The following is an 18,293-nucleotide window of genomic DNA, read 5'->3' as shown; positions in this document are numbered from 1 at the left end:
CGGTGCATTACGACTCGCTGTCCGCCGCCGCGCGGCACGCGCTCGTCGGCGTCGAGGCCCACCACCACCTGCCGAGGATCCAGGACGCGGGCCGGATGTGGCTGGCCGTCGCCGAGCGGCTGCGGGACCTGGCGGACTCCCTGCGGCGGGAACTGGCCGCCCTGGCGCCGGACTGGGCCGACTCCACGGGGGCGGGCTTCGTCGCGGAGGTGGAACGACGCAAGGCCGTCATCGACGACATGGTGGCGCGTATCGAGGAGCGGCAGCCGTGGCGTGCTCTCGACGACCTCGCGCGGCAGCTGATGCTCACCCATGCGCGGCTGACCGGGTGCGACCCGGTGTTCGTGCCCGAGGACGTCGCGGTCGATCTCGACGAACTGGACCGCTACTTCGAGGCGGCGGCGCGGGCGGTGTTCGAGTGCTCGGGGGTGGAGGACCGCCTGCCGGAGGTCACGATGATGGCGGACGACGAGGCGTCCTGCTGCTCGGGACCGGGTCTGGCCGGTCTCACCTCGGGCGGGCCGCCGGTGCTCGCCGCGCCCACGGGTGTCGGCGGCGCGCCGCCGTCCGGGGGCGTGTCCGTCCCCGGCCTCGTCGCGATCCCGCCGAGCGGGCTGCGCGGTGTGGCTCCGGGGAAGGCGCGGTCGGGTCCTCCGTCGATCGACCAGGCCGCGCGGCCCGTGGTGGCCGAGGTCCCGCCGCCCGCGCAGGAGGCCCCGCGCCTGCCGCAGCAGACTGCCGTCACTTCGCAGACAGGCGCGTTTACGGGTGGTCGGTTCTTCCCGCCGATGATGATGCCGCCGATGCTCGCCGGGACCGCGAACCGCGCGTCCCGCAGCTCCAGGACGGTCGGCGGCGAGCAGCGGCCCGCGCGGGGCGTGCAGCCGGTGCCGGGCGTGCCCGCGCGGCTCAGCGGCCGGGCGGGCGACCGCGTCCGGCCGCCCACCCGGCGGACCGAGGAGCCGCCGGACGGCGAGGTCCTCGACCACGAGGTGTGGCAGGTGCGGGAGCCGGGGGCGGCCTCGCCGCTGCGGCCGGAGCGGCCCGCGCCCGGCGGGGCCCGCCGCCGCACCCGGCACGACGGGAGGACGGCATGACGACCAGCGGCGCGGCCGGGGGCTGACATGGCGACCAAGCGCGACCAGTTGCACGCCCACCAGTTCCTCGCCCAGCGCGCGGTGTCCGCGCTGGTGACCAGGGAGACCGACCCCGAGCAGCCGCCGTTCCGCAGGCCGCTCGGCGCCGCGTTCGGCGGGGTCGCCCTGGCCGCCGTCGTCCTGGTCGGCTTCGGCGTGTGGGGCCTGCTCTCGCCGGGCGGCAACCGGGCGTGGGCCGGGGGCGAGCGGGTGATCATCGAGAAGGAGACGGGGACGCGGTACGTGTACCTCGACGGCAGGCTGCACCCGGTCGCCAACTACAGCTCCGCGCTGCTCGCCCTCAACCGGCACGCGGAGACCCAGACGGTGTCGCGGGACTCCCTCGCCGGGGTCCCGCGCGGGCCCCGCATCGGCATCCCCGGCGCGCCCGATGCCCTGCCCGGCCCCGACATGGTCCTGGGCGGCGGGTGGACGCTGTGCTCCGAGCCCACCGCGACGCCGACCGGGGACACCGTCCAGCGCACCGCGCTGCTGGTGGGCCAGGAGGCCGCGGGCGGCGCCCCGCTCGGCAGGGACGCGCTCGTCGTGGAGGTGCAGGGGTCGGGGGAGCGGCACCTGGTGCACGAGGGCTACCGCCACCGGATCGCGGACCCGGCGACCGTGGGCCTGGCGTTGGGGGCGGCGACGGTCGTCCGGGTCGCCCCGGCGGTGGTGGACGTCCTGCCCGCGGGCGAGCCCATCGCCCCGATCCCCGTCCCGAAGGCGGGCACGGCGTCGACGGCGGTGCCGGGGCATGCGCTGAAGATCGGCCAACTCGTGGTCGGCGGCGACCGCCACTACCTGGTGGAGGCGACGAGATTGCGCCCGATCAGCGCGCTCCAGTACGACATCCAACGCGCCTACCAGCCCACCGCGGCGGCCTACGACGGCGAGCAGCCGGTAGCCATCCCGCTCGAGCTGATCGCCCTCGCCGACGCGGAGGTGGCCGCCGAGCCCCCCGCCGCCGACGCCGACCCACCCGCCACCCGCCCCACCCTGGCCGCCCCACCCCGCCCGACCCCCGCGACCTGCCTGACGTTCACCCCGTCGGCCGCGATGCCCCAGGTGACCCTGGACCCACCCCTGCCTCCGGCAGACCCGATGACCATCACCCCCGGCCGCACCGTCGCAGGCCTCCCCCTGGCGGACCGGCTGGTGGTGCCCCCGGGCTCGATCGCGGTTGTCGAGGCCATGCCCAGCCCGACCGCCCCCGCCGGAACCCTGACCGTGGTCACCGACCTGGGCATGGCCTACCCGTTGGCGGACCGAGCGGTGCTGGAGATCCTGGGCTACGCGGCCACACCCCCCATCCGCCTCCCCACCCCTTTGGTAGCCCGAGTCCCCCAAGGCCCCGCCCTAAGCCACCCCGCCGCGATGGGCAGGTGACCAATGCAGAACGCGCACCCCGCAGACCCAACCCACCGAATCCCCGCAGCCGCAATCACCACCCCCCACCCACCAACCAGCGCCGAGCCCACCACCGACCCGGAGGCCACAGCCGCACACCCGATGAGCAAAGGCGCGGACGACCACGGCCCCATCCCAACCCCAGACGCCACAAACCCCACACCCCCAACTCCGGCGATGCCGGACGGCCATGGCACCGTGCCACCGCTCGGCGCCGCGAACGCCGCGCGCCCAGCCTTCTCAGTGCCGAACGGCCCCCCAGGTGCCGCGAATCCCGGGCACGCGGCTTCGCCGATGCCGGACGACCCTCCAGGTGTCACGAACCCCAGGCAGCCAGCTCCGTCGATGCCGGACGGCCCGGGTGCCGTGCCACCGCCAGGTGCCGCGAATCCCAGGCACGCAGCTCTGGCGGCACCGGACGGCCAAGGCGCCACTCCACCGCCAAGTGCCGCGAGTGCCACGCTCCCAACTTCGGCGGTGTCGGACGGCCAGGGTTCCGTGCCACGGCCCGGTGCCGCGAGTGCCGGGCGCGCAGCTTTCTCGGTGCCGGACGGCCCCCCGGTTGCCGCGAATGCCACGCACCGAGCCGCAGTGACGCCGAACGGCCAAGGCGCCATTTCACCCTCAGGGGCCGCGAGCCCCACCCACCCGGCTCCGGCGATGCCGCACGGCCAGGGGGCGGCGGGCGGGACCCGGAAGGTTGCGGGGGCGGCGTCTTCCGCAGCGGCCTTGGCCGTTCCGAACGCCGTGCCTCGTGGCCGATCGGGTTCCATGGGTGGGGTGGCGGAGTCCGGTGCGGCTTCGGGGAATCGGTTGGTGGCCGCCCGCCCTGGTGCCGGTCCCTCGCCCTGGGCGGCCTCGGCCGTCCCGATCGCCGCTCACCATGGCCGATCGGGTTCGGTGGGTGGGGTGGCGGATTCCGGTGCGGCTTCGGGGAATCGGTTGGCTGCCCGCCCTGGTGCCGGTCCCTCGCCCTGGGCGGCCTCGGCGATCCCGCTCGTTCCGGACCCGGCACCGACGGTCATTCTGGGGCGGGCGGTTGCGCGGCAGGCGTTGGCGCAGGCGGACGCGGCGGTGACTCAGCCCGTTTCCGGTGCTACGGCGGCCTTCCCGGGGGTGGTCGCCCGCCCTCCCGGGAGTCGGGTTCGGCCGCCTGCGCGGCTTCGGACTCCTGGGCAGGCTGCACCGTCCCCTTGGCAGCCTCGGCCCGGAGCCAGGCCGACTGCCCCTGCACCCCACCCCAGCATGCGGGCTAAGCGGCGGCGTAAGTGGCTTCGTCCAGGGCAGTTGGTCTGCCTCCAACTCGCCATAGTGCTCGCCGTCGTGGCCGTGCGGCAGGAGTTTCCCGGAGCCCTCGTGACGGCGGCCGTGGGACTGGTGTTGCTCGCCGCCACCGTCGTTCGCGTCAAGGGACGGTGGCTGTACGAACTCGTCCCCCTCGCCGCTGGCTTCCTCTCGCGGAGACGACGGCAGGATCTCGCCTGGGACAGCGCGGGTATCGGCCTCATCGCCCTCCTCCGGCCGGGCGCCACCTGCCAGACCATCGACACCGACCTGGTCATCACCCACGAGTCCGGCATGACGGCCGTGCTCTACCCCTCCGGCCCGGTCTCCACCCCCACGGACCTCTTACCCGACACCCCCTCCCTCGCGGTTCAGGCCATCTGGCACGCTCAGCCCGGACGGCCGACGCAGGTGTGGCTGGGCGTCCACGCGCCCAGGACCGTCGACCAGCTCACCGACGACCAACTCCGCGTGAACCTCAGCAACGGTCTCCGGCGCATCCGCAAAGCGCTGAAGCACAAGGGGATGACCGCCCGCTCCGGCGCCACCGGCCTCACCGCCCTCGCCCACCTGAACGGCAGCACCGAGATCCGGGAGGACTGGGACTTCTGGCGGACCGGCCCCATCTCGCAGGCCTGCTTCCGGGTCACCACCGCACCCCACCCCGCCCTCATCACCGCCCTGCTCACCAGCGCCCCCGGGGTCGCCGTCACCGTCGGGTGGAGTGCGGCCGACCGCCAGGACGTCGTGGTGCGGATCGCCGCGGGCAGTGGCGGCGCGGTCGACGACGCCGCGCGCGTCCTGGGCCGGGTCGCCGATCTCGTGCGGCTCGACGGGGAGCACCGGTCCGGCGTGGCCGCCACCCTCCCCATCGGCGCGTTCCCGCTCCGCGGGCCGTGACCCCGCGACCGGGGTACGTTCACACGCATGCCGACGGACTACTTCGCCGGGGACCCGCGCACCAACCGCGAGCGCATGCTCGCAGGCGACCTCTACATCGCCGACGACCCGGAGAGCGCCCGGATCGCGCAGCGGGCCGTCGCGCTGCTGGAGTCCTACCGCGTCGACATGATCGCCGGGCGCGTGGAGGCGGCGCGGCGGACCCTGGCGTCCGTGCTCGGCAGCCTCGGCGACGGCGCGTTCGTGAAGCCGCCGCTGTTCGTCGACTACGGCGAGAACCTCCACATCGGAGCCCGCACGTTCGTCAACCACAACCTCACCGCCCTGGACGTCGCCCCGATCACGATCGGCGAGGACTGCCAGCTCGGGCCGGGCGTCCAGCTGCTCACCCCCACCCACCCCGTCGACCCGATCCCGCGCCGCGACAAGCTGGAGGCGGCCAAGCCGATCACCATCGGCGACAACGTCTGGCTCGGCGGCGCGGTCGTGGTCTGCCCCGGCGTGACGATCGGGGACAACAGCGTCGTCGGCGCGGGCGCCGTGGTCACCGGCGACATCCCGGCCAACGTCATCGCGGTGGGTAACCCCGCCCGGGTCCTCCGCGGGATCTGACGCCGAGCAGCCGCTCGTCCTCGTCCAACGCCAGGAAGGCGTCGACCAGCTCCGGGTCGAACCGCGTGCCGCGCCCGGACAGCAGGTGCTCGCGCGCAGCGTCCGGACACCCGGCGGCGACGGACGCCCAGCCCTCGCACAGCGCCACGATGCGCGCCTCCACGCGGATGTCCGCGCCCGCGAGGCCGTCCGGCCACCCGGTCCCGTCCCACCGCTCATGGAGCTGCCGGATGACCTGGGCGACCTCCGCGTGGTCGGGTACGACGAGCGCCAGCCGCGACCCCGCCACCGGGTGCATGCGCGCCAGCCCGTGGTCGTCGGGGGTCAGCGGGTCGAGCAGGACGTCGTTCGGGACCATGATCGCGCCGATGTGCGCCAGCCGGGCCGCGCGCCGGGCGCGGGCCACGGTCGCCTGGTCGAGCCCGAGCGCGGTGGCGAGCACCTGCGCCCAGTCCGCGACCGCCGCGCCGTGGCCCACCCGCCCCATCCGCTGCTCGACCAGGTCCGCGATCCGGTAGAGGAAGTCGGAGCCGACGTCGGTGCTCCGGCGGGCGGGCACGTCGTCGCAGGAGCCGACCGCCGCCCGGTCGCGCCCGGCGGCCTTCGCCCGGTACAGCGCCCGGTCGGCCGCGGCGACCAATGCGGCCCCGCTGTCCTGCCCGGTCGACATCACCGCGCCCACGGACACCGTGACCTTCACCGATTCGCCCGGCCCGAGCGCGATCTCGGCCTCGGCGACCGTGCGCCGGAGGCGGTCGGCCAGGCTCGGCAGGTCCGCCGCCGCGACGTCCTGGGCGAGCAGGGCGAACTCCTCGCCGCCGTAGCGGGCGAGCACCTCACCGGAGCGCACGGCCCCGCGCAGGCGGTGCGCGATCTCGGCGAGGACCCGGTCGCCCGCCGGGTGGCCGTAGGTGTCGTTGATGGCCTTGAAGTGGTCGACGTCCACGATCAGCACCGCGAACGCGGGACCCTCGCGCCCGGCGCGCTCGACCTCGCTGTCCAGTCTGGACTCGAAGTAGCGGCGGGTGTAGAGCTGGGTGAGCCCGTCGGTGTTGGCGAGCCTGCGCTGGTCGATGGCGATCACGGCCAGCCTGGCCACCGTCAGCCCGAACAGGATGGCGCAGGCGATGGCGTACGCGGGCACGTCGCGCAGCTCGCCGCGCGCGTGCTGGAGCAGCAGCAGCGCGGGTGCGACGAGCGCGCCCGCGCAGAGGACCGCCAGGCGCAGCCAGCTCAGGCTGGCGGGCGGCGCGGTCGAGCGGACGCCGAGCCGCCGCATCGACGGGTGCAGCGCGCTCGCGCCCAGGGCCAGGTTGCCCGCGAGCCAGATGGCGTCCAGGAAGTTGCCCGCCGCGTAGTCGCCCGAGAGCCGCTGCAGCACATACAGCGTGTCCGCGGCGAGGATGGCGGCCAGCCAGCCGACGAGCAGCACGAACGCCCCGCTCCGCCGCCCGCCCGCGAACACGAGCCGCAGCGCGACCAGCAGCAGCGCCAGGTCCATGAGCGGGTACGTCAGGGACGCGGCCTTCACCAGCGCGGGCGTGTCGGCCCGCGACTGCGGTCCGATGATCATCACCCAGGACAGCAGGCCCGCGACCGCGGTGAGCGACAGGGCGTCGATGAGGCCTGCCAGCTCGGGCCCGCTGCGCCGCCGCCGGGCCAGCAGCACGATGCCCGCGACGGCCAGCGGGTAGTGGCCCACGTAGGCGGCATCCGCGAGGGACGGATAGCTGGTGTCGTCGAGGACGTAGTGCGCGACGTAGAAGATCACGTCCGCGAGCGCGTAGACCGCCTGGCTCAGCCCCAGCAGGATCCACGGCAGCGCGGGCCGGGGCCGGTGGCGCGCCAGCCCCCAGGCCACCGCGAGCGCGGCCGACGCGCTCACCGCGCAGTAGGTGACCAGCCTGACCGGGACCTGGGCGGGCCCGTCCGGCGCGGCGTAGTAGGCGCAGATCAGCAGGCCGCCGACGACGAGGTAGCCGACCCAGAGGGACCGCAACGGTGGGCGACCAGAGGCCAATGCTCGCGATCCTTTCGTCACCCCTGTGCAGTGCGCATTGCGCACGTGCGGTGGTCAAGAGGAAGTGGGAACGTTATCAGAAGCGGCCGACACGGTTGGTATCGTGATCAACACGGTAAGCCGAGAGGAGTTCACCAGTGGGGCGACGAGCCGATGAGGTCCTTGCGGCTGTCCGGCGCGAATTGGCGGAGAGCGCGCGGGAGAACCGCATGGTCGCGCTGGTCGAGGCGGGCTCGGCCCCGCTCTCGGCGCTCGGCGCGCTCGCCGCGGAGCAGCATCGGATCATCGCCAGCGACTGGCGAGCATTCCTCATGTTGGCCGCGCAGGCAGGGGATCAGTCGGCCCGCGAGTTCTTCACGATGCTGGGCCAGGGCGAGGCGGTCGCGGCGGCGCGACTCGTCGACTTCGCCGCGGCGTGCGGTCTCACGCCGAAGGACCTGCGCGAGCACACGCCCCAGCCGGGTTGTCAGGCGTATCCGTCGTATATCGCCTGGCTGGTGATGAACGGGAGCCCGCGCGACGCGCTCCTGGCCATCGTGGCGAACTTCGCCGAGTGGGGCGGCTACTGCGCGGCGATCAGCCGCGGGCTGCGCGAGCGCTACGGCTTCGACGAGACCGGCACCGCCTTCTTCGACCTGTTCGCCACCCCCGCCCCCGACCTCGACGCGCTCGCCCTGCGCGGCGTGCAGGAAGCGCTCGACGACGGCTGGGACCCCGACGGCGCTATGGGCCTCGCCCGGCTGCTCCAGGGCTACGAGTCGATGTTCTGGGACACCCTCGCCGACCTGGCCGGCTGAACCCGCGCAGCGCGCGGGCGCCTGCTCTCTGGAAGAACCCGAGCCCCAGCGTGACCAGTGTGGACAGTGGCCGTTCACACCCCAGCGCCGGGTGCCGGGGGTAGGACGCCGAGAGGGACCGGCACGCCTCGGCGTGCCGGTCCCCACGGGTCGGGGCTAGACCGGGATGTCCCCTCCGGTGCCCCACTGGACGGTCGTGATGCCTCGGACGTACCAGTTGCCGTTGCTGGGCCGCCAGACGGTGTACTCGGTGCGGTTGTCGCCGTTGAAGTCGCCGGAGACCGGGATGTCCGCGCCGACGCCCCACTGGACCGTGGCGATGCCGCGGACGTACCAGGTGCCGTTGCTCGGCCGCCACACGGTGAGGTCGCTGCGGTTGTCGCCGTTGAAGTCACCCGTCACCGGGATGTCCCCGCCGGTGCCCCACTGGACGGTGGCGATGCCCCGCGCGTACCAGGTGCCGTTGCTGGGCCGCCAGACCGTGTAGTCCGTGCGGTTGTCCCCGTTGTAGTCCCCGACGACAGGGATGTCCCCGCCGGTGCCCCACTGGACCGTCGCGAGGCCGCGCACGTACCAGGTGCCGTTGCTCGGCCGCCACACGGCGACGTCCGCCCGGTTGTCGCCGTTGTAGTCGCCGACCACGGGCACGTCGCCGCCCGTGCCCCACTGGACGGTGAACTGGCCGCGCACGTACCAAGTGCCGTTGCTGGGGCGCCAGACCGCGATGTCGGTGATCGAGTCGCCGTTGTAGTCCGCCGCGACGGGGATGTCCCCGGCCACGCCCCACTGGACGGTGAACAGGCCACGCACGTACCAGGTGCCGTTGCTCGGTCGCCACACCGCGATCTCGGTGGCGCCGTCGCCGTTGAAGTCGCCCGCGACGCGCTGGGGCGAGGACTCCGATGCCGCGGACGTGGTCTCGATTTCGTCCGGTTGCGCGGCCGCTGTACCGACGGGCCCGATGACCGCTACGGTTGCGATTGCCGCGACAACACTTTTTCTGCAAATACTCATGGCCATAGTCTGGGGGTGGTCCTGCACTGTCGAGAATGGCTTGTTCCGCCCATCGGACCGGGAAGAGACATTTGGCCGCGTGGCCACCTGAAGGGGGTAGAAGCAGATGAACAATGCGGAGAGCGACCGGGGCGTTCTCGGGAGGGCGTTCACTCTGTTGGATGCGTTGGTGAGCCATTCGGACGGGGTCGGCCTCTCCTGGATCGCCCATTCGTGCGGGGTGCCGAAAACCACCGCGTACCGGCTGTTGCGGCAGCTGGAGGCGCTCGGCGCGGTCCAGCGCTGCGACGGGCTGTACCGGGTGGGCTCGAACCTGTTCCGGCTCGGCCAGGCGTGGGAGCCCTATCCGCGCCTGCTGTCGGCGGCCCGCAGGCCGCTGGATGTGCTGGCAGCGGCCACGAAGGCCAGCGCGGTGCTGACCGTGCGGAGCCACGGCGGCGTGATGATCGCGGCGGCCAGCCCGGTCCGGGTCGAGGACGCGCTGCTGCTGAGACCCGGGTGCGCGGTGCCCGAGGGCGTCGAGCTGGTGATGGCGCCGGTCCTCGCCCCGACCGGGCGGAATGTGGGGATGGTCGGCACGGTGAGCCGCGACCATCCGCAGCCCGGTTTCGTGAGCGAGATCGCCAGAGCCGTCAGCGCGGCGCTGCGGTAGCCGATCTTTTCAGCCGAAAGTGTCATGCGCGGACGGGCAAGTTAGCTCGGATGGCCGTATCAGAGCTTTCCGGTCTGCCATTATCGTCGGCTACCCGTCGGGCGCGGCCCGACAATTCGCCGCGCGTGAATGCGCCTGCGGCGATTCAATCGTTATTACTGATGGATATTCACGGTTGTCGGCCCGGTGACGCTGGCGATACCGGTGGTCGCGCATTGGAGGGTGTTCGGGGTGAGGAGGGTGACCGTCTGCACGGCGCCCGCGGGGGCGAACGTGCCATCGGTGATCAGACCGGAACTGGTGACGACGATCTGACCGCCGACGGCGCTGCTCGTCACGTTGTAGACGAACGTGCTGGGCGCGACCGCCGGATCACCCCACACGAACGACCGCGTCGCGGTCCCGGAGTCGCCCAGGACCAGGCAGGAGGCGTTGATCGTGAACGTCTCGGCGTACGACGCCGTCCGCGCCGTCGCGTGCGTGCACGTGGGGAAGAGGCCGGACACCGTGATCTCCGTGGGCCGCGAGACCAACGTCAGCGGCGGGTCGAAGCTGGTGACCTCCGTGCCCACGCAGGTCTGCACCAGCCCGCCCGCACGGGCGGGCGCACCTCCGGCGACGACCCCGCTGGCGACCAGGACGACGGACAGGACTGCTCCGCTGCGCGACATGGCTCTCCCTCCGCTGACGACCTTCGGACTGCGTTCATCCCCGGATGCCGCAGGGCGACTCGACAGCCGCGGCCGTGCGGTGGACCTCACGGCCGCGGCTGTCGGCGTCAGCCCTGCGCCGTTCCCACGGCCGGGGCGGGGTGGTCGGCCGGGGGAGTGGCGCCGCACACCGGGCAGTCCGGCAGGCGGTCCCAGCGCTCGTACTCGGTCATCTCGTAGTCGTCGAAGCGGAGTTGGATCAGTTTGCCCGCGGCGACGGGCGGGGCGATGCCGGTGAGCAGCCGCACGACCTCGCCGATGAGCAGGCCGGTCACCATGGTCACCAGGGGGACGAACGCTGCGTTGTCGCCGCCGATGCGGCGCTCGCGCTTCTCGGCGAGCAGCGTCGCCGAGACCTGGTCGGTGCGGAACACCCCGAGCCGCCAGCACTCGATGCAGCCGGTCTGGCCCGGCACCATCGTGAAGTACACCGCGCGCTGGGTGTCCAGCCCGCCGGTGACGAGGGGGACGCCCGCGCGCACGCAGCCCTCGTTCACCCAGTGGTTGATCTCCATCTTCGGCCGGTCGGCCACGGAGATCACCACGTCGGCGTCGGCCGCCGCGGCGAGGACGTCCTCGGTCGACTCGATGCGGCGGGGGATCTTCTCGATCTCCATGCGCGGGTTGAACCGGCGCACCCGGTCCACCGCGAGGTCGATCTTGGCCTTGCCGATGTCCTCGTCGCGGTAGAGCACCTGGCGGTTGAGGTTGGACAGCTCCACGCGGTCGAACTCCACCACCCGCAGGTGCCCGATGCCCATCGCGGCCAGGTCCTGCAGGATGTGGCAGCCGAGCCCGCCGAGCCCCAGCAGCGTCACCCGCGCGTCGAGCAGCCTGCGCTGGTGCTGGAACTGGTTGTCGGCCAGCGAGCAGTACGAGCCGAAGAAGTTGATGTTGCGGGCCCAGCGCGCCTGCTCGTAGTCGTCGAGCAGGCCGTCGGCGCTGACCGCGCCGTTGATCAGGAAGCCTGCCTCGTCGAACTGCGCGATGGCGGTCTCGACCTCGGCCGCGGTGATCTCGGGGTAGTCCTCGGCCAACTCGCCGTGCACCTGCGCCGCGGTGCGCGTCCCGTCGAGCAGCTGGCACATCCGGTGGATGGCGCCGTTCTCGTCGGGGATCTCGGCGACCTGGCCGTATCCGCCGATGTAGAGCACGCCGTCGGCGGGGAAGGCGGGGGTCATGTGCTTAAGCTTGGGGAGGATCGGTCGGCTCATCGGGCTTCCCTCGTGACGACGCACGTCGGCGACGGCCTGCTTGCGCCGCGCCGACACCGGACTAGGGTGTGCTCGCCCGCTGGTGGACCGCCCGTCACGCGGTCCACCAGCGGGCTCCTGCGCCGATCAGCCCTCGGCAGCGCCGGACGCGGTGCTGGTCTTGCGGATCTTCATCGTGACGGTCATGTCGGTTCACCTCCTCGTCGGGTTCGTCGGGCCCGGGCGGCCGGTGGGCTCACCCGGTGGTCTCGGTCCCGCACAGCGCGTCGACCTGACCGGACAGCACGTCCAGCCCGGCCTGCCAGGAGCGCGGGTCGTCCGGCCGGACGCCGAACGCGCCGAGCAGCTCCGCGGGCGGCGCGCAGGCGCCCGCGGACAGCAGCGCGTAGAACCGCGGGCCGAACGACTCAGGCGCGTCGGCGAACCGCGCCAGCAGCGCCATGGCGGCCACCTGCCCGTACGGGTAGGCGAAGCGGCCGCCGGGGCGCAGGAAGAACTCGTCGAGGTAGCTCCACCAGTGCCGGTATCCCTCGGTGAGGCGGACGGCGTCGCCGTAGAGGTCGCGTTGGCCGCGCATCCATTCGGCGGCAAGGGCTTCCGCGCCCGCGGGCTCCTCCTGGGCGTGCAACCACGTCTCGAAGTCGTGCAACGCGACCTGGCGGAACACCGCGACCAGCCGGTCCTCGACGGCGCGCGCGGTCACCGCCGTCCGCGCGTCGTCCACGTGCTCGGCGAGCACGGTCGCGGCCAGCGACTCGGTGAACAGCGCGACGGTCTCGCCGAGCACGGCGGGACAGGTCGCGTTGAACGCGCCGCGCCCGGCGGCGAGGCGGGCATGGGCCGCGTGGCCCAGTTCGTGCGCCAGGGTCAGCACGTCGCGCGGGGTCCCGGTGAAGTTGAGCAGGACGGCGACCCGGCCGGACGGAAGCCCGACCGTCACCGCGCCGCGTTGTTTCCCGGCCCGGGGAAAAGCGTCGACCGTGTCGCCGGACAGCAGTTCGGCGGCCAATTCGTCGAGGCCGAGCCGGGCGAACGTCTCGGTCGCGACAGCGCAGGCGAATTCCCACGAGAACTCACCGGTCAATCCGGGCAATGGCGCGTAGCGATCGGAGTCGGTGAGCGGATGGCCCAATTGGGTTTCCTTCCACCGGTAATACCGGTGAACGATGTCCCGGTGGTCGTGAACCGCCGTGAGCAACGCGTCGAGATCGCGTTCAGCGATTTGGTTGGCGACCCGGTCGGCGTGCAGCCAATCCCGCGCGCCGGACACCTCGGCCCTGGCCACCCGCGCTTCCGCGAGCGCGCCCAGCACCGACGCCCGCACATCGACCTCGGCGAGCAGAGCGGAATCGACGGCGTCCGCCCGCTCCCGCCGGTGCGCGCGGTCGGGCCCGTACAGCGCGGGCAGCGCCGCGCCGAGCGGGCCGCCCCCGACGGTGATCCTGGCGAGCAGCTGCCGGGCCAGGGACTCCAGCGCGGGGACGGGGTCGAGCCGGGCCAGCGCCGCAGCGACGGTGTCCGGGGGCTGCAGCGCGACGGAGTCGCGGATGCGCGCGAGGTAGTTGCGGTGCCGGTCCGGCTCGGCCGATTCCCGCGCCCGGGCCAGCTCAGGCTCAAGGAAGTCCCACTGGGTCGCGACCTCGGCCCACACCCGTTCGCACCGGGCCAGCACGCGGGCTCCCGCCTCGTCGTCGGCGTCGGCCGCCAACCGGCCCTCGGCGTACGCGGTCGCCTCCAGCAGCGGGGCCAGGATCCGCTCGGCCTCGGCGACGCCCGCCGCCAGGCGCAGGCCGTCGGCGTCGGCGAGCGCGCCCCGGTGGGCCGCCCGGAACGGGGCCAAGGCCGAGGACACCGAGTCCAGCTCCGCCACCAGAACCTGCGCGTCCACAGTCGCGAACACATTCACCGGACGGCCGGATAACGCAGGCGAGGTCAATACTCCCCCATTCGATGGAGCATTAAAGCGAACGTCACTTCCGCCGAGGCTATCCAGCGCCCAAACCCCGGTCAAGGCACACCGCTGGTCTGATCGGGTGGCCCTGACCGGCAATTTCCCGCGCGTCGATATCGCCTGCGGCGACCGTCCTGCCGCGGTGGAACGGGCGACCCGCCGAACGGGCGTACGGCGATACCGGTGAATGGTCGACAAATGGTGAATAACAGCGTGAAGTGAGGGGTGCTCGGATAATCGTCCCGGCTATCGGGCTATTGCGGGCACCCGTAATCTGGGGACGCTATTCGGCGGACCGGGGGACAGGAGTGCGGATGAGCGGGGACACGGCCGAGCGGGCGACGCCGCTCGGCTCGCGCTTCCACCTGCTGTGGGCGGCGTACATCATCTCGAACACCGGGACCTGGATCTACCGGCTCACCCTGCCGCTGCTGGTGCTCGACCTGACCGGGTCCGCCCTGCAGACCGCGGCGCTCTACGCCCTGGAGTACGGGCCGTTCCTGCTGCTGTCGCTGCCCGGCGGGGTGCTCGCCGACCGCTTCGACCGCAAGCGGCTGCTCGTCCTCGGCGACCTCGTGGCCGGGATGTTCGCCATGACGCTGGCGGTCATGGTGTCCCTCGGCGCCGCCCACCTCGCCCTGATCTACGTGGTGGCGCTGCTCCTGTCCTCGGTCGAGCCGATCTACCACCCGGCGTTCCAGGGCTGGCTGCCGGACCTGGTGGACCGCTCGAACCTCGACCGCGCCAACGCGCTGCTGCAGTCCAGCGACAACGTCGTCAGCCTCGCGGGCCCTGTCCTCGCGGGCGGCCTAGTCGCCTTCGTGGGCTTCGAGATGGCCATCTACATCGACGCGTTCTCGTTCATCGCCAGCGCGCTGATCATCCTGCTGATCCGCGTCACGTCCCGGCGGACGACGCCTGCGGAGCCCCCGAAGCCCGTGCGCATGGTGAGCGGCATCCGAGAGGCCCTGCGGTACATCACGAGGGAGAACCGGCCGCTGCTCGCGGGCAGCCTGCTGTTCACCGGCACGAACTTCGCGATCTGGCTGATCCAGGCGAACCTCGTCTACTACCTCACCTCCTACCTGCACCTCTCCTCGACGGTCGTCGGCGTGGTGTTCGCGGCCCAGGGGGCGGGGGCGCTGCTCGGCTCGCTGATCGCGCCCGTGGTCATCCGCCGCCTCGGCAACGGCCGCACCATCGCGCTGTCCACCGTCGCCGCGGGCCTGACGACGGCGCTGCTCGCCGTGTTCCGCGACCCGGTCGGCGTGTCCGTGGTGTCCGCGCTGGTGTTCACCCTGGGCTCGATGAACGTGGTCGCGTGGTTCACGCTGCGCCAGCGCATCGTCCGCCGCGACATGCTCGGCCGGGTCGTCGCGGCCACCCGGATGATCGCCTTCTCCAGCATCCCGCTGGCCTCGGTCATCGCGGGCGGGCTGGAGAGCGCCCTGCGCAACATGGTCCTGATCATCCTGATCGGCGCGGCCCTGCGCGCCCTGGTGGGCGTGCTCGGCCTGCGCAGCAGCCTCGTCCGCGCCGAGGCGCGACCGCTGTCCGACGAGCCCGCCACCCGGTGACGCCCGTGTAGCCCGGTGCCGCACGCGGCGGCACCGGGCCCCGGACTCACGGGAGCGGGTATTCCGCCAGGTAGACCGGCACGCCGACCTTGGTGGTATCCGCCGGGGCGCCGACGCCGTTGACGACGTGGTCGATCGTCCCGGCGCTGAGGTTGACCGTCATGATGTGGCGCAGCCGCACACCCGGCGTCTCGGGGACCTCGAAGCCGTTCTCGGTGTGGATGGCCGGGTTGTTCTGGTTGAAGACGTAGACGCCGCCGCCGTGGAGGGTGTGGGCGCGGACGTGGTCGCCGACCTTGTAGCCCGCCCAGCCCTCGACGTCGCCGTTCATCCAGTCCGCCTGCGTCGGCGGGTCGTACGGCAGCTCGTTCTGGTACAGCACCGTGGTGCCGTGCTCGCCGTTCCAGACGGTGTTGTGCCGCTGGAAGTGCTCCACGAACAGACCCGTGGCCGTCACGTGGTCGCCGTTGACCTCCACGCCGGTGCGGCCGGTGTTGGTGCGCCAGCGCTCGGTGTCGGTGAAGCCCTCGACGCCGTGGTCCCCGCGCCACACCCACGTGTGGTCGATCAGCACGTGGTCGCTGTTGACCTGCAACGCCGTGTCGGTCCTGCCGACGTGCGGGCCGCCGACGCGGAAGTACACATCGGACAGCGTGGTCGGATCACCCGGTGTGGCGCGGCGTTCGCCGTGCTCCTTGCCGACGCGCAGCAGCACGGGCGACAGCCGCTCACCCGCGTCGATGGTGACGCCCGCGATGATGACACCGGGCACGTCGGCGACGTCGACCGGCACCGATCCGTTGACCGCGGTCAGCGTGGCGTGCCCGAGGCCCAGCACCACGGTGCCCGGCCGCTTGACCTCGATGCTGCGCGCGATGTCGTACACGCCCGGCGTGAGCAGCAGGTGCTTGCCGCGCGCGAGCTGGCTGTTGATCCGCCGCACGGAGTCCGCCGGGGTGGCCACGAAGAAGTCCGACAGCGGGACCGTCCGGCCGGGCGTCATGCCCTCCGCCCACGAGACACCACGGGTGTCGCGCGCCGCCGCCGGGACGCGGACGTTGTACTCGCCCGACTCGTCGACGAACAGGTACGGCTTCTCGCGGCTCAGCGGAGTCGTGTCCAGGGTGGTGTACGGCGGGTCCGGGAAGCCCGCGTCGTCGGGAGCGCCCTCGACGCCGGAGAACACCTGGTTCCACACGCCGTTCGACCAGCCCGCGATCTCGCTGTTGCGGGTGAGCCACTGCTGCTGTGAGCCGTTGACGACCGACGGGAGCCGGGAGTCGGCGATGAACCCGCCGCTGGCGTACTGCGGGCCCGCGGTGCAGTAGTCCATCAGCGACAGCGTGCCGCCGGTGACGTCGAGCCTGCGCATCGACACCGCCTGCGACACTGCCCAGAAGTTCGCCGTGGCCCGGCAGCCGTCCTGGCCGTCCGCGTCGATGTTGAGGGTGAGATTGCCCAGGGTGCGCCAGAAGTTGACCAGGGCGATGCAGTTGCCCGCGCCGCCGTCGGCCAGGCACCGGTTGTAGACCTCGAGCTTGCCGTTGATCACGACGTCGCCGGGCGACGCGCCCAGCCCGGCGATCTCGGTGTAGTAGCCGACCTTGATGTGCAGGGGCTCGTCGGCGGTGCCGTACTCGCCCGGCTTGAAGAGGTAGGCGTGCCGCCGCTCGCCCATCTCGTCGTCCACCTGCGCGGCGTGCGCGGCGTCGAGGACGGCCTGGATGTCGCGGACGGGCATGGCCGGGTCGAACACGGTGACGGTCGCGCCCAGGTCCGTCGGCCCGGGCGGCTCGGCGATCGCTGGGGGAGTGACGACGACCAGCGCCGCCACCGCCGCTAACCCGAAGAGTCGTCGGCGGAGCGTGTAAGCGCTCTCACGCACACGGGGGAGGGACATGTACCTGCCTTTCCTGATAGTCGCTCGGGCCGGGACCGGGAGAGCGCTCTCTCGCGCGGTCGCGCAGGTCAGCCGCGGGCGAATCCGGGGGTGGCTCTTTCTACCCCGTCGACCGCCCGCGCGCCAGGTCCCCGACCGGCCGAAGTCCGATGCGCGCGCCGCGCGGGTGGTGGAGCACGCCCTGGGTCACCCGCGGCTCGCGGTGCGGGACCAGCTCGTGGGTGTCGAGGACGACGGAGAGGGTGACCGACAGCAGCGTGAGCGCCAACCGCGCGCCCGGACAGCCGCGCGGCCCCAGCGCGAACGGGAAGTAGGCGCCCGGCGGCGGGCGGGGGTCGCGGCGCCACCGGCCCGGCCGGAACCCGTGCGGATCGGGGAAGACGCGGTGATCGCGCTGGTTGACGTACGGGCTGAACAGCAGGACCGTGCCCTCGGGAAAGCCGTCGACGGGCGCGTCGAGCCGCCGCTCCAGCCGCCAGACCGGCGGGTGCAGGCGCAGGGCCTCCCGGACCACGGCGGCCGCGAACCGGGGGTCGGCGCGGATCTCGCGCTGCGCCTCCGGGTGCCGGGCCAGCTCGTGCAGCGTCCACGCCAGCGCGGCGGCCGGGACGTGATGCCCAGCCAGCAACAGCGTGCGGACGGCCAGGGCACGGGTGTGCTCGTCGAAGTCGGAGAGCGGGGTGGCATCCCGGTGACCGCGGATCGCCGCATACGTGGCCCGCTGAGCGGCACGCAACCCGCCCCGCAACAGCCTGGGCCGCGCCGCCACCGTCAACTCCCGCTCCACCAACCCGACCAGCGACGGCGACGGTTCCCCCAACACGAACCCGGCCCCCACCTCACCCACCACCCGGACCGACTCGCGCATCGGGTCGATGACCCCCCGCGCGGGCCACCCGGCCACCACCCGCCGCACCCGCTCCGCGAACTCGCCCGCCTGTCCGCCCACCCCGCCCAACCACGGCCGCAGGGCGGCGCGAACCGCCATCCAGGTGGCCAGCCCGTCAGGCCCCCACGACGTCTCCGCGACCCCCCGCTCCACCCGCAGGGTCCGAGCCGCCGAACACGCCAACAGCCGCGCGGTGGCCCGCGGATCGGTCACCAGCCGGAGCCCAGGCC

Annotated in this window: 14 protein-coding genes; 7 read left to right on the top strand and 7 right to left on the bottom strand. The window is 72.9% G+C overall.

What is annotated here, in order from left to right:
* The first annotated feature begins 2 nt into the window (after positions 1-2).
* The 4 genes from IEY98_RS12000 to IEY98_RS11985 all read left to right on the top strand — a co-directional run bounded on the left by IEY98_RS12000 (position 3) and on the right by IEY98_RS11985 (position 5,339).
* The gene (locus IEY98_RS12000; RefSeq protein WP_189210511.1) at positions 3-1,097 is read left to right on the top strand and encodes a WXG100 family type VII secretion target; all 1,095 of its coding nucleotides are present in this window, start codon (positions 3-5) and stop codon (positions 1,095-1,097) included.
* Positions 1,098-1,124: 27 nt separating this feature from the next.
* On the top strand, positions 1,125-2,522 hold the full coding sequence (gene eccB, locus IEY98_RS11995) for a type VII secretion protein EccB (protein ID WP_189210510.1): 1,398 nt from the start codon (positions 1,125-1,127) through the stop codon (positions 2,520-2,522).
* Between the two features lie 1,377 nt (positions 2,523-3,899).
* A complete protein-coding gene (locus IEY98_RS11990) occupies positions 3,900-4,727 on the top strand; it encodes a hypothetical protein (protein ID WP_189210509.1) in 828 nt (275 codons plus the stop codon).
* Between the two features lie 27 nt (positions 4,728-4,754).
* Positions 4,755-5,339, top strand: coding sequence for a sugar O-acetyltransferase (locus IEY98_RS11985; RefSeq protein WP_189210508.1), 585 nt, complete (start codon positions 4,755-4,757; stop codon positions 5,337-5,339).
* On the opposite strand, the gene IEY98_RS11980 is transcribed toward IEY98_RS11985, so the two are convergent.
* Positions 5,296-7,338: a diguanylate cyclase gene (locus IEY98_RS11980; RefSeq protein ID WP_229786840.1), complete on the bottom strand. Its 2,043-nt coding sequence runs from the start codon at positions 7,336-7,338 to the stop codon at positions 5,296-5,298. The genes IEY98_RS11985 and IEY98_RS11980 overlap by 44 nt on opposite strands.
* A 158-nt stretch (positions 7,339-7,496) precedes the next feature.
* On the opposite strand from IEY98_RS11980, the gene IEY98_RS11975 reads away from it, so the two are divergent.
* On the top strand, positions 7,497-8,156 hold the full coding sequence (locus IEY98_RS11975; RefSeq protein ID WP_189210506.1) for a thiaminase II/PqqC family protein: 660 nt from the start codon (positions 7,497-7,499) through the stop codon (positions 8,154-8,156).
* Positions 8,157-8,312: 156 nt separating this feature from the next.
* Here IEY98_RS11975 and IEY98_RS11970 read toward each other — a convergent pair whose 3' ends face one another.
* Entirely contained in the window at positions 8,313-9,170 is an 858-nt protein-coding gene (locus IEY98_RS11970) for a VCBS repeat-containing protein (protein ID WP_229786839.1), read from the bottom strand.
* 106 nt (positions 9,171-9,276) lie between these two features.
* On the opposite strand from IEY98_RS11970, the gene IEY98_RS11965 reads away from it, so the two are divergent.
* On the top strand, positions 9,277-9,822 hold the full coding sequence (locus tag IEY98_RS11965; RefSeq protein WP_189210504.1) for a helix-turn-helix domain-containing protein: 546 nt from the start codon (positions 9,277-9,279) through the stop codon (positions 9,820-9,822).
* A gap of 155 nt (positions 9,823-9,977) precedes the next feature.
* Here the strand turns inward: IEY98_RS11965 and IEY98_RS11960 are convergent, their stop codons facing one another.
* The 3 genes from IEY98_RS11960 to IEY98_RS11950 form a co-directional block, all read right to left on the bottom strand.
* The gene (locus tag IEY98_RS11960; protein WP_189210503.1) at positions 9,978-10,493 is read right to left on the bottom strand and encodes a hypothetical protein; all 516 of its coding nucleotides are present in this window, start codon (positions 10,491-10,493) and stop codon (positions 9,978-9,980) included.
* Positions 10,494-10,600: 107 nt separating this feature from the next.
* Positions 10,601-11,713, bottom strand: a complete 1,113-nt coding sequence (locus IEY98_RS11955) for a HesA/MoeB/ThiF family protein (protein WP_189210502.1) — start codon at positions 11,711-11,713, stop codon at positions 10,601-10,603.
* Positions 11,714-11,981: 268 nt separating this feature from the next.
* Positions 11,982-13,634 (bottom strand): M3 family metallopeptidase, encoded by a 1,653-nt coding sequence (locus IEY98_RS11950; protein ID WP_189210501.1) that lies wholly within the window; start codon positions 13,632-13,634, stop codon positions 11,982-11,984.
* Positions 13,635-14,011: 377 nt separating this feature from the next.
* Here IEY98_RS11950 and IEY98_RS11945 point away from each other — a divergent pair, with 377 nt between their 5' ends.
* Complete coding sequence (locus IEY98_RS11945; RefSeq protein WP_189210500.1) at positions 14,012-15,274, top strand: MFS transporter; 1,263 nt, start codon at positions 14,012-14,014, stop codon at positions 15,272-15,274.
* A 46-nt stretch (positions 15,275-15,320) separates the two neighbouring features.
* Here the strand turns inward: IEY98_RS11945 and IEY98_RS11940 are convergent, their stop codons facing one another.
* Positions 15,321-17,108 carry a pectate lyase-like domain-containing protein gene (locus IEY98_RS11940; RefSeq protein ID WP_229786837.1) on the bottom strand — a complete coding sequence of 596 codons (1,788 nt, stop codon included), beginning with the start codon at positions 17,106-17,108 and terminating at the stop codon, positions 15,321-15,323.
* 166 nt (positions 17,109-17,274) lie between these two features.
* Complete coding sequence (locus IEY98_RS11935) at positions 17,275-18,276, bottom strand: cytochrome P450 (protein WP_189210498.1); 1,002 nt, start codon at positions 18,274-18,276, stop codon at positions 17,275-17,277.
* Positions 18,277-18,293 lie beyond the last annotated feature (17 nt).

It is taken from the genome of Actinokineospora fastidiosa, from assembly GCF_014648415.1.
GTDB lineage: Bacteria > Actinomycetota > Actinomycetes > Mycobacteriales > Pseudonocardiaceae > Actinokineospora > Actinokineospora fastidiosa.
This window is presented reverse-complemented; position numbering and strand designations above follow the sequence as displayed.

Excerpts from the sequence above, each read along its gene's own strand:
- IEY98_RS11970 (WP_229786839.1), bottom strand. The coding sequence starts at position 9,170 with ATGAGTATTTGCAGAAAAAGTGTTGTCGCGGCAATCGCAACCGTAGCG.
- IEY98_RS11985 (WP_189210508.1), top strand. The coding sequence starts at position 4,755 with ATGCCGACGGACTACTTCGCCGGGGACCCGCGCACCAACCGCGAGCGC.
- IEY98_RS11960 (WP_189210503.1), bottom strand. The coding sequence starts at position 10,493 with ATGTCGCGCAGCGGAGCAGTCCTGTCCGTCGTCCTGGTCGCCAGCGGG.
- IEY98_RS11945 (WP_189210500.1), top strand. The coding sequence starts at position 14,012 with ATGAGCGGGGACACGGCCGAGCGGGCGACGCCGCTCGGCTCGCGCTTC.
- IEY98_RS11955 (WP_189210502.1), bottom strand. The coding sequence starts at position 11,713 with ATGACCCCCGCCTTCCCCGCCGACGGCGTGCTCTACATCGGCGGATAC.
- eccB (WP_189210510.1), top strand. The coding sequence starts at position 1,125 with ATGGCGACCAAGCGCGACCAGTTGCACGCCCACCAGTTCCTCGCCCAG.
- IEY98_RS11965 (WP_189210504.1), top strand. The coding sequence starts at position 9,277 with ATGAACAATGCGGAGAGCGACCGGGGCGTTCTCGGGAGGGCGTTCACT.